This is a genomic window from Desulfurella sp. (assembly GCF_049977265.1).
Classification (GTDB): Bacteria; Campylobacterota_A; Desulfurellia; order Desulfurellales; family Desulfurellaceae; genus Desulfurella.
Genome location: NZ_JBMFGQ010000036.1, coordinates 1 through 16,095, shown reverse-complemented (window position 1 = coordinate 16,095; position 16,095 = coordinate 1). Strand labels below are relative to the sequence as shown.

The window sequence follows — 16,095 nt, the reverse complement described above, 5'->3', positions numbered from 1 at the left end:
TGACATATGGGGGTGTTATTCTGAAGCGTTAGCGAAGTTAGTCATCCTGAAGCGTAAGCGAAGTTAGTCATCCTGAAGCGTCAGCGAAGGATCTACTCTATACCAATTTAAAGTGAGGAGGTTCTTCGTCGCTAACGCTTCTTCAGAATGACAGGTGGGTAGTCATACTGACGCGTCCTTTTTTTATAATTCTAAAGCTAAGTGAAGAATCCACTTAGATATTCTTCAGACAAAGCCCTCAGAATGACGAAAAGGGAGTATCATACTGATGCTTAAGCTAAAGGTCCCTACACCTTTAAAATATTGTGTTTATTCGGGCACTTAACGTGCCCTACAGGATGACAAGTGGGCAGCAATCCTTGGGTAGCCTCTAGCGTCAAGCGAAGAAACTCATACCAATTTGAATTAATGAAATTCTTTGTCGCGCTTTAGTGCTCCTTCAGTAAGATATACATATGGTTGCAACAATTTTTACTTTATAGGAGACAAAAGCAAGCATAAATCAACCTTCTTGATAAATTTTATAGGCTTCTTCTACTGATTTATTTTCTACAAGTATTGCATAAATTGCATTTGCAAAGCTAATTGCTTCTTTTAGCGGTTTTTGATGAATGTTTCTGCCTGTTGCAGCACCCTGAACACCACTTATGTGAACTTGATTGTATAATTCTTCTAAAAAAGCTTTTGGTTCTTTTGATGATCCACCAGCACACATTACACGTGTTCTACCTGCAGCTAAAACTGCTTCTTTAAAGGCTTCAAAAATATTTACACCTTCTTTTTTAGGAAAATTAACTTTCACAAAATCAGCACCCAGACACGCGGCCAATCCGCAAGCACCTGCAACTAAATGAGGATCGTATTCGTCTGCAACACTTTTTCCCCGTGGATAAGACCAGATTATAGCAATCAAACCTAGCTGATGAGCTTCAAATATAATATGAGCTGCTTCTTTTAGCATTATGTATTCAAATTCGCTGCCTGGATAAATAGTATAACCAACACCAACAATATTTAAACCAGATTGTTTTTTAAACCTATCAATTTGCTCAATATCAAGCATTGCTGTACTGAGCGGATCTTTTAAATCTTTTTTAACCAGATTTGTTTTTGAATTGATTTTCATTACATAAGGTATTTTGGGATAATCAATGCCGTATCTGGCTATAAGGCCAATTTGAGAAGCAAAAGTGCCAATCTTTGCATTTTGGGCAATTTTAAATAGATGTTCTGGTGAACTATCATCAATTGGAATATTTGGTCCAAAAAAATCATCATTCATATGCTCTATTTTTTGGTCTCCAGCAAATAATGCCAGTCTGCCTGTTTCGTGCGTCATAATATTAAAGTTTCTAATGTAGCTTTGCCTTCGCTCATATGGAACATCCAGAGGAACCTTTACATCCATTTTTTACCTCCTAAATATAATAAGTTGGTTTTAGTAGCAAACTTTTACCGGTCATTTCCGATGGTTTTTCCAAATTTAACAAATCCAAAACCGTGGGGGCAATATCACAAATTCCGCCTTGAGTTCTAAGGTTATACTTTTTGCCAATAATCAAAAAAGGTACTGGATAAATTGTGTGTTGGGTGTGAGGCTCTCCAGTTATTGGGTCAACCATTTCGTCGCAATTGCCATGATCGGCAGTAAGCAAAATATTATATCCTTCTTCTAAAGCAGCTTTTACCAGGCGGTTAAATTGCGTATCAAGTGTTTCAACAGCAATTATGCAAGCTTTTTGCACAGCCGTATGCCCTACCATATCCCCATTTGCAAAGTTTATTACAATAAAATCGTAATGCTTTTTTATAGCTTTAATTGTTTGATCTGCCACTTCGCATGCGCTCATTTGGGGTGCTAAATCATACGTAGATACATTTGGCGATGGTACAATCACCCTATCTTCTTTATCAAAAGGCTCCTCTTTTCCGCCATTAAAAAAATAAGTAACATGAGCGTATTTTTCTTTTTCTGCACAGTGAAATTGGGTAAGTCCAGCTTTACTTATGACTTCTGATAGTACATTTTTAGGAAAAATGGGTTTAAAAAGCACATCAAAATCAAATTTTTCATCGTATTCTACCATACAGTAAACTTTAAACACATTATTGCGCTTAAAGTATTTAAAATCACTGCTTCCAAAAGCACTTACAATCTGACGCATCCTGTCTGCTCTAAAATCAAAAAACAATACTGCTTCATCTTTCTGAATTGGTGCAACACCTTCTATAAAAGTGGGTGTTATAAACTCGTCTGTTTCTCCTCTAGCATAGGCTTGTTCTATAGCAATTTTTGCACTTTTTGCAGACAATCCTTCATGATTTACAATAGCTTTGTATGCCTTTTCTACTCTATCGTAGTTTTGTGCCCTATCCATAGCATAATATCTACCGCTTACCGTTGCAATTGTACCTTTTGATAGCTTATTAAATAATTTTTCTAAAATATCTAAATAAATGGGTGCACTTGTTGGTGGTGTATCTCTGCCATCAGTTATCATATGTAAAACTGGCTCAATGTTGTTTTTTGCAAGGAGTTTTATAAGGTAAATTATATGCTGTATATGAGAATGTACGCCTCCATCAGAAACCAAACCGATTAAATGCAACCGTTTATTTGAATTTTCTTTTATAATTTTTTGCCATGTGGGGTTTTCGTTAATAGTGCCGTCTTCAAAACTTTCTGTAATTCTAAGCAGGTCTTGCTTTAGTATTCTACCTGATCCTAGGGTTAAATGACCCACTTCCGAATTGCCAAACTGACCATCTGGAAGACCACATGCAACACCTGAAGCTTCTATTACTGTATGTGGATTATTGGCAAAATAGTAATCTAAATTAGGCGTTTTTGCCAATGCAACAGCATTATAAGCCCTATTTGGGTTTGCGCCAAAGCCATCAAATATGACCAATAAAACTCTATTCAACACTATCCTCCAAATATTAAATGCTACTTGTATTATATATTTGAAAAGTTTAATTTCAAGTTTAATTTAATTTTTTTGATAAACTTTTTTGAGAAAAAATCCTATCAAACATTCTCAAAAGTTGGCTGTCTATTATATTTATCTTTTCAAGGCTTTCTATCAACAGGTATGGGTTTGACAAAAAATCCAGAAAAAACAATACTTCTGATGCTTTTATATAGGCAGTAAATGGGTCATTTAGAGCATAAGGAATCGTATTTTTTATAATATCAAATACTAATTTATCGCAATGGTCTTGAATAAGACTTGCTCTTTCAATAATTTTTGTTACATAGAAAACTACAATTTCTTCAATTGAGCTATGTTTTCTGTGTCCTGGTAAAATGGTATATTTTTCTAAAATTGGAAATTTTAGTAAAGTAGAACAATAGGCTTCATAATTATTGAACCTATCATTTTTATCATAGTCAACATCAAGCAATGGCGTTTGAAAAATATTATTTAACAGACAATCACCCGTTATTGCATAACCGTTAAATAAATAAACTGCATCACTTTTGGAGTGACCAGGGCAAAACATATAATTTAAGTCAATATCAAACTTTGATTCTTCTAAAATTTCATAATTTATGGGCAAAGGTACACTGTTTACAAAATTCAAAAGCATAATTTTTATTTTTTCAATGTAATCTGTACTAAAGCCATATTTTAAAAGCAGCTTTTTAGAAATTTCTATCCTTGTTTGAAGATTTGTAAATTTAAGGTGATCCATTTTTGGCATAAAAATTCTTGCCTGTGAGTTTTTTGCAATAAAATTTTCAAGCCCATAGTGATCAGCGTGAGAGTGCGTAATAAATACGTATTTCAATCTGTTTAAATTGATGTTTTTTTTGATATAGTCAAGTGCAACAAATGTGTATGGTCCTGTGTCAAACATAATTATATCGCCACTTAACTCACAGGTATAAAAATGCACAGGACCAACAGGATAAGGTGTATCAAGCGTGTGCCTATCCATTTTTACTCAAATACCTTTTCTTCTATTTTGTCAGATGATTTGGCATCGTTTTCTATATCACGTTTGATTCGCATTTTGTCCAACTCTTTATATAATTCGTGCTGGACTATTAAATCCATAATTTCGTTTGTGCCAGTCCAGATCATCATCAATCGTGTGTCTCTGAGGTATCTTTCAATAGGATAAACATTAGTATAGCCAATGCCACCCATAATTTGCATCGCATTGTTTACAATCTCCCATGCTGCTTGTGTAGAAAATCGCTTTGCTTCGCTTACAAGTCTGCGTTGAATACTTGAGTCTTGCAATTCATCAACTGCTTTTGCTGCTGTATGCACAAGGGATCTTGCTGCATCAAGCAATGCGCTTGATTGAGCTATTTTAAAGCTTACCGCTTCAAAATTTTTTATTGGCTGACCAAAGGCTTTCCTATTTTTTGAGTAGGAAAGTGCAATTTCCAGGCTTGCTTTAGCAATACCCAACGCCCCCGCTGCAGTAGTTAAACGTTCTGGTATCATCATTTGATAGAATATTTTTGAGCCTTCGTTTTCTTTTCCAATTAGATTTTCTTCGCCAACAATCGCGTTTTTTAGTACAATTCTGCCCGTGCCGGCTCCTCTTGCTCCCATAAGCTCATATAGATTTTCTACACTAACTTGATTTTTGTCAACCAAAAATGCGCTCATATTTTGCTTGTAATCGTTTGAAAAATTGGTTTTAGCATAAATCAAAAAATAATCTGCGCCTTTTGCGCCTACAATAAATCTTTTCTGTCCATTTAAAATCCATTTGTTGCCGTCTTTTTTAGCTATGGTTGTTGCGCCAAAAAAATCAGAACCACCTCTTGGTTCTGTTAGGCCTTCTGCACAAATTAAATCTCCTTTTAATGTAGGTTTTAAATATTTTTCTTTCTGATAATTGCTCCCAAATTTTGAGATCGCCTCACCTACAATTGAAGGCATTACGCTAGCACACGACAAAGCAGCACCAAGAATGCCGATTTCTTCAATTAAAACTACTTCTTCTTGCCAGCTTAAATTTCTGCCACCAAATTCTTTTTCAAACCTTATACCAAGTAAATTCAAATCTCCAAGCTTTTTAATGGTTTGTCTTGGGTATTCTATTAAATCTGCATCCATATCAATAAGCAATTGTTTGTCAACACTTTTTACAAACTCACTTGCTTCTTCAAAAATCTTTTTTTGATTTTCATTTAAAATTACATTGTACATAGATCACCCCAAAAAAAGGAGGCATTAAGCCCCCTTTTAAATTAAAATATGTATTTTTCTTGATCTATTGCGGTGTCTGCTAACAGTCTTTTAGCTTCAAGTAAGTCATTTGCATCATATTTTGTAAAACGCCTAATACCACTTAAAATGCTTTGTAATGCATCGCCTCCAATATAAAATGCCGCGCGTTTTGCCGCCTCTTCTATATTGTTTGTACACTCAAAAGCTACTGTTTTAGCTATTGCATCATACAATGGTAGTTTATTTTTATTAACTAAAGTTTGAGATTTATCAGCTCTAAGTATTGAGCTTTCAAGAGCAAATAAGTTAATAGAGATATCAGCTAGAGCAAACAGTATTTCTTCTTCTTTTTTGATACCATCTAAATATTTTTGTACAGCCATGCCGCTTAAAGCTAAATATAGGGTTTTTAGGTTTTTTATTAATTTTTTTTCGTATGAAAATTTTACCGAATCGTCGATTTCGTCAAATGAAGGTGTAATTAATGCCTCGAAAGCATACATTGCTTCTTTTTGCAAAGGTAGCTCATTTTTCATGGCTTTTTTAAGCATAATGCCTGGCACGAGTAATCTGTTTATTTCATTTGTACCTTCGAAGATTCTGTTAATTCTTGCGTCTCTGTAAAATCTTTCTGCGGGATAATCTTTTATAAATCCATAACCACCAAAAATTTGAACAGTTTCATCTACAACATAATCAAGCGCTTCGCTACCGTAAACTTTTGATATTGAGCATTCTATACTATACTCTTCAAGGGCTTTTTGTTTTTTTAAGTAATAATCTGGGTCGCTATGGTCAATTTTTTGAATTTCTTTGTCATAGAGATCTGCAAGTCTGTAGTTTAGTGCTTCTCCAGCAAAAATTTTTGTAATCATATTAGATATTTTTTCTTTTATTGCGCCAAATTTTGTAAGCGGAACTTTAAATTGTTTTCTCTGGTTTGCATACTTGATGGCTTCTTGGAGAGCCATTTTAGCGCCACCAACGGCTGCAACTGAAAGTAAAAATCTTCCTTCATCTAAAACACTAAAAGCTATTTTATAGCCTTTTCCAATCTCACCAAGTAGATTTTCAACAGGTACTTTTACATTATCAAACATCACAGGTGTGGTGGACGAACCCCTTATGCCCATTTTGTCTTCTTCTCTGCCTATACTTACGCCTTCAAAGCTGCGCTCGACTAAAAATGCAGCATAGTCTGTTTTATTAATTTTTGCAAAAACAGTAAATAAGTTTGCTATGCCTCCGTTTGTAATATAGGTTTTTGAACCATTCAAAATGTAATACTTGCCATCTTCCGAAAGTGTTGCATAAGTAGTAATATTCATAGCATCACTACCTGCATCTGGTTCAGTCAAACAATATGCTGAAATCCATTCACCAGTTGCAAGTTTTTTTAGGTACTTGTCTTTTTGCGCTTTTGTACCAAAGTAAATTAACGGTAAGCTTCCAATGCCAACGTGCGCTGCAAATGCCACAGCAAAAGAGCCCGCAGCACCCATTTTATCTGCAATTGCAATGGTTGTTTTTGTGTCTAAGTCAACACCTTCATATTCTTCTGGTGCATAAATGCCAAGAAAGCCTAACTCAGAAGCCTCTTTTAAGTGTGTTTTTAACAAATCCAGGTTATGCTTATCAATTTCATCGATATCTGGCAAGATTTCATTTGTTACAAAAGCTTCCGCTGTTTCTGCCATTTGCCTTTGTTCTTGTGTAATTTCTTCTGGTATTGTTATTTCACTGGAATTGATTTCTTTTACGATAAATTCTCCACCTTTCATAAATCCTCCTAAATTTTATATTTTTTCGAAAATGCCAGCAGCGCCCATGCCACCACCAATGCACATAGAGACTAAACCGTATTTAACATTATTTCTTCTTTTCATTTCGTGCAAAAGCGATGTTGTAAGTTTTGCTCCAGTACAGCCAAGTGGGTGACCGAGCGCAATAGCACCGCCATTAACATTTACAATAGATTCATCAAGCCCGAGTGTTCTTATGCAATAAATAGATTGGGAAGCAAAAGCTTCATTTAGTTCTATTAGGCCAATATCATTTAATGTTAATCCTGTTAACCTGAGTGCTTCTGGGATCGCAGCAGTTGGTCCAATGCCCATAATTTCTGGAGGAACACCTTTTACACCAAAGCCAACAAATCTTGCCATTGGTTCTTTATTTATTTTTTTTAAGAAATCTTCTGATACGACAAAAACTGCCGCAGCACCGTCTGTCATTTGTGAAGCATTACCTGCAGTAACAGTGCCATTTACTTTAAAAGCAGGTTTTAGCTTAGATAAACCCTCAATTGTAGTATCCGCTCTTACACCATCATCAATATCAACAATTTCTTTTTCTTTTTTTAATTTACCATTAACCACTGAAACTTTTTCAATTTCAACTGGGATAATTTCTTCTTTAAATTTTTCTAAGGCTGCTGCGGCTTTTATGTTACTCTTATATCCAAAAACATCTTGATCTTCTCTTGAAATATTAAATTTTTCTGCAACAAGCTCAGCGGTTATGCCCATTGCCGAGTAAGCTTGTGGCCAGGTATCGACTAGACCTGGATTAGCACTGTATTTATTGCCACCCATTGGAACCATTGTCATACTTTCAACACCACCTGCTATGATGCAGTCTGCAAAACCAGCCATTATACGCTCTGCAGCACTTGCAATTGATTGCAAGCCAGATGAACAAAACCTGTTTACAGTTTGAGCGGGTATTTCATAAGAAAGACCTGCTTTATGACAAGCAATGCGTGCTACATTCATACCCTGCTCTGCTTCTGGAAATGCACAGCCCAAAATAACATCTTGAATATACGCTTCTTCAATGCCTGTTCTATCTATAAGACCTCGTATGGCTGCTGCAGCCAGATCATCAGGTCTCGTATCTTTAAATTTACCTTTTTTTGCTTTACAACCTGCTGTCCTGTACGCAGTTAAAATATATGCACTTTTCATATTTTCCTCCTTTAATTCCTCAATGGTTTGCCGGTTTTTAGCATATGTTGTATGCGCTCCAGTGTTTTTTTATTACCGCAAGCTTTCAAAAATGCTTCACGCTCTAAGTCAAGCAAATATTCTTCAGTTACTAATGTGCCTGCTGGCACATCACCGCCTGTCATTACATTTGCAATAAGCCCGCCAAGGTATTCTTCATATTCAGTTATATAGCCACCCATTTTCATATTCCACAACTGTGCTTTTATGCTTGCAGCTACGCTTCTTCCTGGTGCGCTCAAGTTTTCTTTTGGTTTTTGTGGTCTATAGTTTGTAGATAGTGCTATAACTTTTTGTTTTGCATCAAAGATCAAATTATCAATGTTCATTGTTATGGAATCACCGCGTCTTAAATAACCTAATTGGAATAGCTCATCTGCACTCATTGAAACTTTTGCCATAGCAATGTTTTGAAAAACCTTAAAAGTAAAGGGTGAAACATCTGTATTGTTAAGACTAGCTTCTTCAATGGCTCTAAGTGCCATTTCTTTTGTACCGCCACCACCTGGTATCAAGCCAACACCCACTTCTACAAGACCCATGTATGTTTCTGCATGTGCAACTATCGCATCCGAGTGAAGACTGATCTCGCAACCGCCGCCCAATGTTAAATTAAATGGTGCTGCAACAACAGGCACTTTTGAATATTTTATATTCATTGAAGCTTTTTGGAAAGTTTTTACAGCTTGAGCCACCTGGGTAAAATCACCTTCTGCAATTAGGCTTGCAATTAACATTAAATTAGCACCAGCTGAAAACAATTTACCTTGATTTGCAATAACAAGACCTATGCCATCACTTTGAGCTTTTGCAAGTGATTTATTTATCATTGTAATAATTTCTGCACCGATTGCGTTCATTTTTGTATGAAATTCAAGGCAAAATACGCCATCTCCTAAATCAATTAAGCTTGCGCCAGAATTTTTTTCTACGACTTTGTTTGCTGATTTAAGTAACTCTAAGTTAATTTGAGTTTTTGGCAACTCTAATTCTTTGTAAGTTTTTCCTATACAGTCATAGTAATATTTCTTGCCATTTTCAATTTTATATATGTGATCAATGCCTTTTAACCATTCAGGAAATTTGACAGATTCTTTTTCGCATCTTTCAATAAAATATTTAACACCTATTGCATCAAGCATCTCAAATGGTCCAAGTTCCCAGTTAAATCCCCATTTCATGCCATTATCAATGTTGACTACATCGTCGGCAATTTCTGGTATACGCTTGGCTGCGTAGATGATTGTGTCCCTAATGTTTTTCCATGCGTATTGAGCTGCTTTATCATTTGAAGTGATCAGTGCTTTTAGTGATTGCGCCTTTGAATCAATTTGCTTTGTTGTTTCAATTGATGCAAATTTTGGTTTCTGTGACAACACATACTCTTTTTTGTTGTAATCAAAATAATAATTTACATTTTTGCCGTCAACTTTTTCTTTTTTATAAAAACCTTGTTTTGTTTTGTTTCCAAGTAATTTTTTTTCAACCATATAATTAAGAAATTCCGGTATTTTGAAAATTTCTCTTTCATCGTCTTCTTTTAACAACTCATAAGTATTGTTTGCAACATGCACCATCGTATCTGTACCAACTAAATCAGATGTCCTAAATGCGGCACTTTTTGCCCTTGCGGTAGCTGGTCCTGCTATTGCATCAACTTCTTCTACAGTTAAACCCATATCTAACATGTGCTTTATTCCATTGAATATGGAGTAAACGCCAATCCTATTAGCAACAAAGTTTGGCGTATCTTTGGCATACACTATACCTTTACCTAATCTATTAGAGATAAATTCAGCCATTTGTTTGACTATTTTTGGGTCAGTATACTTTGATGGTACAATTTCCAAAAGCCTCATATACCTTGGCGGATTGAAAAAATGTGTAATTAAAAAATTTTTCCTCAAATTTTCTGGTAAAACTTCAGACATTTCATTAATAGACAAACCACTAGTATTACTAGAAAAAACGCTATTTGGATTTAAATAAGGCGCAAGCTGATTTAAAAGCTTTTTTTTAATATCCATTTGCTCAACAACTACTTCTATAACCCAATCATAATCCTTAACTTTTGGCAGATCATCCCTAAAATTACCAACTTTTATAAACGATGAATACTCTGGCAAATAAAATGCTGCTGGTTTAGACTTAACAGTTGCGTCTAAACCAATTTGAGCAATTTTGTTTGGGTTATCATCAGCTGGTAAGTCTAAAAGCAAAACCTCAATGCCCGCATTTGCTAAATGCGCAGCAATCGTAGAACCCATAACACCTGCGCCAAGTACGGCGACTTTGTTAATTTCTCTCATTCCAAAACCTCCTTTTTGTTATACATTAAAAAAACCTCCTTTTAGCAACTAAAACAATTGCCATCTTCTGTATATAGACATTCAATCTTATCTGTATATTTTTTGTAAATAACACGCCTTTTTAGTTTTAAAGTTGGAGTTAATTCACCACCTTCAATACTAAAATCATGTGGTAGAATTGAAAACTTTTTTATTGTTTCATATCTTGCCAATGTTTTGTTGATTTCTTCTATTTCAGATTTAAATAAATCTAGCATTTTTTCATTTTTTGAAAGATCACCTATATCAAAGTAATGTAAGTGATTTTCTTTCGCAAACTCTAATACTCGCTCAATATTCATCGTCACAAGAGCCACTAAATATGGCTTTCTATCACCATAAACATAGGCGTTTGATATATATTTAGACAGTTTTAGAGCGTTCTCAATTGGCGCTGGTGCAATATTTTTACCACCTGCTGTAACAATTATTTCTTTTTTTCTATCCGTAATGTATATAAAGCCTTCTTCATCAATTTTGCCAATATCGCCAGTTTTAAAGAATCCTTCTTCATCAAAAGCTTCTTTATTTAAATCAGGGGCTTTGTAGTAGCCTTTTGTAATTTGTGGCCCTTTAAATAATAACTCACCGTCTGATGCCACTTTTATTTGTGTATCATCTATCAAAGTACCAACAGAACCAAATTTCATTTTTTCAAAAGAATTAACGCATAATACTGGTGATGTTTCTGTTAAACCAAACCCTTCTAACACTTTGATACCCAAACCCCAAAAGAATTTGTTGACTTCTATTTCAAGTGGCGCACCACCAGAAACAAATGTTTTAAAATTTTCTAACCCTAATTTTTGTCTGATTTTTGAAAAAACCAATCTATCAAAAAATTTATATTTTAGCTCTAAAGTAGCGTTTAAATTATTATTAACATACCTTGCTTCTATATATTCTTTAGCTATAGATAAAGCCTGGTGAAATAAACTTCTTTTAAAATTACTTGCATGGTGCACAGAATCTAATATTTTAGAATAAATTTTTTCAAGCAACCTTGGGACTGTTACTATTATTGTGGGTTTAAACTCTAAAATATTATCTGCAATCTTTTCTATACTTTCAGCAAAAGCTATTTGTGCACCATATGCAAGTGGCAAGTAATAGCTATCTGCTCTACCCAAAATATGGCTGAAAGGTAAAAAAGTAAGAAATATGTCATTAGAATCAATTAAATTATTTGCTTTTTTATTAATATAATAGATATTAGATATGAGATTTTTATGTGTTAATTCAACGCCTTTTGGTTCTGCAGTTGTGCCAGACGTGTATTTAATAGTGAATGTATCATCAATATCAATATTTTCAATTAAAGCTTCAATTTCTTTTTGTTCGTTTGCGCTTAAGGGTTCTGAAATTTCTGACACCTGATAAAATGTTATAAGTGGAAGTTTTTTATCTCCCAAAAATCTATCGTGAGCTATGACAAATTCTATATTTGGAATCTGGTCTCTTACTTCAAGTAATTTCAAATATTGAGTTTTGTCAGAAACAAAAACAATCCTAGATTCTGAATGATTAATGATGTAAGCAATTTGTTCAGGTGTATTTGTGTGATATATTGGCACTACAATAGCACCAAGGTTCATTATGCCAAAATCTGCTAAAGACCACATTGTTCTAGTTTCAGATAGAATTGCAACTTTGTCTTTTTGGTTAACGCCTAGTTTTTTTAAGCCTCTTGAAACCATCAAAGTAAACCTATAGAAATCATCGTAAGTAAATTTTGTTAAGCCTCCAGTTTTTTTGTAAGCAATAGCGATTTTATCTTTATACACCAAAGCATTCTGCCTAAGCATATCTGGCAGTGACTTAAAAGGCCAATTCTCCATAAATTCCCCCCTTTCCAAATGTTTTTAAAATATATCAATCTTTTACGTAAATGTCAAGTATAATTTTTAAGATACGGTTAAATTTAAAATAATTAAGTTACTATTGACTTTTATTAAATTTTTATGTATAAGATTAATTAAAATTTTGTTTAATAGGGGGTTTTATGAAAAAGTTGTCTAAAGTTGCTCTACTTGCAAGTCTAGGGTTGTTACTGTCTGTAAAGGCATTTGCTGGTAATGTTGACACGTACGGTATAGGAGCAAAAGCTACTTCTTTGGGTGGTGCATATGCTGCCTGGGCAAATGATCCATTTGCTCTATACTATAACCCAGCTGGTCTTGCCCAGATTAATAAACCCGAAGTGACACTTGGTTTTGAAAATGTAAAACCGTTTTTAACTGTAAACAGCTTGAGTGTAGAACCTCTTGGTGTATACCCAACGCCAAATCCATATTCTCCAATTGGAGTAAGTCCCGGTGGTACTTCTTTTGGCTCTTTTACGGACAATTCTGCTACAATGACTATACCAAACTTTGGCATTGCTTTGCCTGTCAGTAAAAAATTGACACTGGGCTTTGGTGTATATGTGCCTTTTGGATTATCGATTAGCTGGACAAATAGCCCTTTAAATCCGCTATCTTACGATTCTTATAAATCCTGGTACTACAGGGAAGTTTTTGCTTTTGGTGCAGGTTATAAAATTACAGATAATTTATTTATAGGAGGCGCAATAAACATAGGCACAACGCAAAGTGGTGTAGAAAGGTATGCGTTTGGTGTACCGCTTTTAACTGCTCAACAAAGTGCAAAAACTGGTTTACCTTTAACAAGCAATGCAGCAGTAAAAACAAATTTAGCCGATTATCATAATTTTTCCTGGAACTTAGGTATCATGTATAAACCTGTAGAGTGGTTAACACTTGGTGCTACATACAGAAGTATGACGCACACGCATTTAACTGGTACTGCGCAAGTACAATACACAAATCCTTTAACAGCAAGCATAGCAAATCAGCAACTTAGCGCTTCCACTGATGTAGATGCGCCAGATCAGTTTCAGCTCGGTGTGAATATAAAACCATCTGATAAGTTGCGATTTGAAGTGGATTGGCTGTGGACTAGATGGAGTGTGGTAAGTGGATATACAGTAAGCTTTAGCCAGCCATTATTCGGAATAAAATCAAGTGAGTATTTCCCAAGAGACTGGAAAGATACAAACACAATAAAATTCGGTATTGAGTATAAACCAATCGAAATGCTTGCTTTGCGTGGAGGTTTTTACTATGATCCTACACCTATTCCTTCTTCTACATTTGATGCCCAGTGGCCTGATGCAAACAAGTACATGTTTACAGGCGGTGTTGGATTAAACTTTAAACGTTGGAAGATTGATACGGATGTATTTTATTCAACAACCGCAGGAAACACAAATATATCTAATTCTAAAAACTTAAATGCTGCATACGCTATACCTGGAGTATTGCCACAGCAATCTACTGATCTTAGCGCTAAAGCTCACATTTGGGGCTATGGCTTAAACGTCACTTATGTGTTTTAATAGGTGATTAAAATGTTTAAAAATAAAAATAAGTTAATAGCTGTTTTTTTTCTAATTTTTCTATTAATAAATTTTAAATCTGCGCAAGCTTTCGGCAACTGGTTTGTTTTTGGCGATAGTTTAAGCGATAATGGCAACATACCAAAATTGACTGGATATCCTTTGCCACCAGCACCTTACTATAAAAACAGGTTTTCAAATGGCCCTGTATGGGCAGAAGATTTTCCATTAATATCAAATTTTGGATTTATTCCGTCAAATGATTTTGCTGTAGGCGGTGCTTTTACTGGACCAATAAGCACTGAGGGTTTAAACGGCCAGCCTGGAGTGTTCAACAATTTAGAAAACACATATTGGAGTTCATTTGCAAGTCAGGGATTATTTACAAATCCACAGTTGCCAAGCTTTTTAACAGAAGTTCAAAATTTTGCTAACGCTGGTGGCAGGTTTAAATCAAACGACCTAATTGGCGTTTGGATTGGGGCAAATAATTTTTTTGTAACAGCAGCTCAGACGCAGGCACTTCAAAAAACAATTGCAACAAATGACCCAAGTTATGCTATAACTGCTGGAATATCTCCTGCCTTGTTAAATCAAATAATGACAGTATATCAGCAAACAAATGATCCTACAAAAGCAATGGGTGTGCTTATTGGAAATGCTATCCAAACTGCTGTGCCTCAAACAGCTCAAGGTATAGCTGAGCTATCAAAGCTTGGAGCAAAACAAATGGTTGTCTTAACGCTTCCGCCATTACAAGACACGCCATCCGCAATCCAAGGCGGACCTCAGGTACAGGCGTTAGCATCAGCATACACTCAACTTTATAATATCTATTTACAGCAAGCACTTTCAAATATTCACAATCAAACAGGTCTTAATATTATAACACTAAATGGAGAAGTGCTGTTTAACGAGCTTGTTAGTAACCCAAAGGCTTACGGTTTAGTAAATACTACAGATGAAGGTATGCTTGCCTACTTAAATGGCGATCCTAATTATTCTCGTTATCTTTTTTGGGACGGTGTTCACCCTACAGCTTACACGCACAGTATAATTGCAAGATATGTGTCAAGCGCGGTTAATAACTTTTACTCTTTAACTGCCCCAGCAAGACTTATCGAAGCAAATTCTGATGCATTTAGTTCATTAATAAACAACAGGATAAACTCATTTATTGCAAAAAAATCATCCAATCAAAACATAACTAAATTAAATAATGCAAACGGTGGACCTAACTTCTACATTTCTGGAAGCTACAATTCAGGCTGGAAAGATGATTCTGATAATACCATAGGTTTTGATTACAATATAAGCACTTTCGCATTAGGTGGAGATTATTGGATAAATCCGAATTTAATGGTTGGAGCTTCAATCGGTTATGGCAACAACTACGCAAGTCTCAATGATTCTGCTGGTACGCTTGAAGCTAATGTTTACCAGCTGGCTTTATACGGTTTGTATAAGTTTAATAATTTTTTTCTAAACGCCCAACTTGACTATGGTTTGGCAAATTTCACAAAAATTTCTCACCCAGGCGTAATAAGCAGTATTGGCAATTCAAGTGTAAGGGGAAATTATATTAACTTTGAAACAAACGGTGGATATAACTTCAAACTAAACAATTTTAGCTTTATCCCAAGCATTGGGCTAAGCGCTACCAATGTTAGTATTCATTCATACGATTTAACAGGTGACCCTGCTCTAAACATGAGTGTTAACAGGCAAGATTTGTCAAGACTGTTGAGCACAATAGGTTTAAAAGCCCAATATGAAGCTAATCTAGGATCAATTACCATAGTTCCTAATATTTCTGTTGAAATGAAGTCCAAGTTAAATGGAGGAGGTGGGGAATTTGACAGTTATTTCCAGGATGAACCATCTATAGCTCTTACAAGTCAATATACTGATTATTCAAGAAATTGGGGTGTTGCCAAGTTTGGAGTTGATGCATTTATGTCAAATAGGTTATCAGCAAATATTAATTATTCAAGCACCTTTGATAAAAAAAATAGCGCAGATCACAGTATTTGGGCTCAAGTAGGTTATAAATTTTAATTAACAATTCAGGCAGAAAGATCTTCTTTCTGCCTTTTTGAGGGGGTTAAATAATATGCAAAAAGAAGAAATAAGAGCTAAAACAAATC

General features: G+C 35.0%; 10 protein-coding genes. 2 read left to right on the top strand and 8 right to left on the bottom strand.

All coding sequences use genetic code 11. From position 1 onward, the window contains the following. Positions 1-502 precede the first annotated feature (502 nt). The 8 genes from ACP5FO_RS07085 to ACP5FO_RS07050 are packed head-to-tail and all read right to left on the bottom strand — an operon-like array spanning position 503 to position 12,389. Complete coding sequence (locus tag ACP5FO_RS07085; RefSeq protein WP_428110549.1) at positions 503-1,408, bottom strand: aldolase; 906 nt, start codon at positions 1,406-1,408, stop codon at positions 503-505. A gap of 10 nt (positions 1,409-1,418) precedes the next feature. After that, positions 1,419-2,933: a 2,3-bisphosphoglycerate-independent phosphoglycerate mutase gene (gene gpmI, locus ACP5FO_RS07080; protein WP_428157256.1), complete on the bottom strand. Its 1,515-nt coding sequence runs from the start codon at positions 2,931-2,933 to the stop codon at positions 1,419-1,421. Between the two features lie 55 nt (positions 2,934-2,988). Then, positions 2,989-3,945, bottom strand: a complete 957-nt coding sequence (locus ACP5FO_RS07075; protein ID WP_428157255.1) for an MBL fold metallo-hydrolase — start codon at positions 3,943-3,945, stop codon at positions 2,989-2,991. A 2-nt stretch (positions 3,946-3,947) separates the two neighbouring features. Next, positions 3,948-5,177 carry an acyl-CoA dehydrogenase family protein gene (locus ACP5FO_RS07070; protein ID WP_092128369.1) on the bottom strand — a complete coding sequence of 410 codons (1,230 nt, stop codon included), beginning with the start codon at positions 5,175-5,177 and terminating at the stop codon, positions 3,948-3,950. Positions 5,178-5,218: 41 nt separating this feature from the next. After that, the gene (locus tag ACP5FO_RS07065; protein ID WP_428110542.1) at positions 5,219-6,979 is read right to left on the bottom strand and encodes an acyl-CoA dehydrogenase family protein; all 1,761 of its coding nucleotides are present in this window, start codon (positions 6,977-6,979) and stop codon (positions 5,219-5,221) included. 15 nt (positions 6,980-6,994) lie between these two features. Next, entirely contained in the window at positions 6,995-8,164 is a 1,170-nt protein-coding gene (locus ACP5FO_RS07060; protein ID WP_428110538.1) for a thiolase family protein, read from the bottom strand. 11 nt (positions 8,165-8,175) lie between these two features. Continuing rightward, entirely contained in the window at positions 8,176-10,512 is a 2,337-nt protein-coding gene (locus ACP5FO_RS07055) for a 3-hydroxyacyl-CoA dehydrogenase/enoyl-CoA hydratase family protein (RefSeq protein ID WP_428110536.1), read from the bottom strand. A gap of 41 nt (positions 10,513-10,553) precedes the next feature. Next, positions 10,554-12,389 (bottom strand): AMP-dependent synthetase/ligase, encoded by a 1,836-nt coding sequence (locus ACP5FO_RS07050; RefSeq protein ID WP_428110534.1) that lies wholly within the window; start codon positions 12,387-12,389, stop codon positions 10,554-10,556. Positions 12,390-12,553: 164 nt separating this feature from the next. On the opposite strand from ACP5FO_RS07050, the gene ACP5FO_RS07045 reads away from it, so the two are divergent. Together ACP5FO_RS07045 and ACP5FO_RS07040 are read left to right on the top strand one after the other, a co-directional pair. After that, entirely contained in the window at positions 12,554-13,948 is a 1,395-nt protein-coding gene (locus tag ACP5FO_RS07045; RefSeq protein WP_428157254.1) for an OmpP1/FadL family transporter, read from the top strand. 12 nt (positions 13,949-13,960) lie between these two features. Continuing rightward, positions 13,961-16,006 carry an autotransporter domain-containing protein gene (locus ACP5FO_RS07040; protein WP_428157253.1) on the top strand — a complete coding sequence of 682 codons (2,046 nt, stop codon included), beginning with the start codon at positions 13,961-13,963 and terminating at the stop codon, positions 16,004-16,006. The last annotated feature ends 89 nt before the right edge of the window (positions 16,007-16,095 follow it).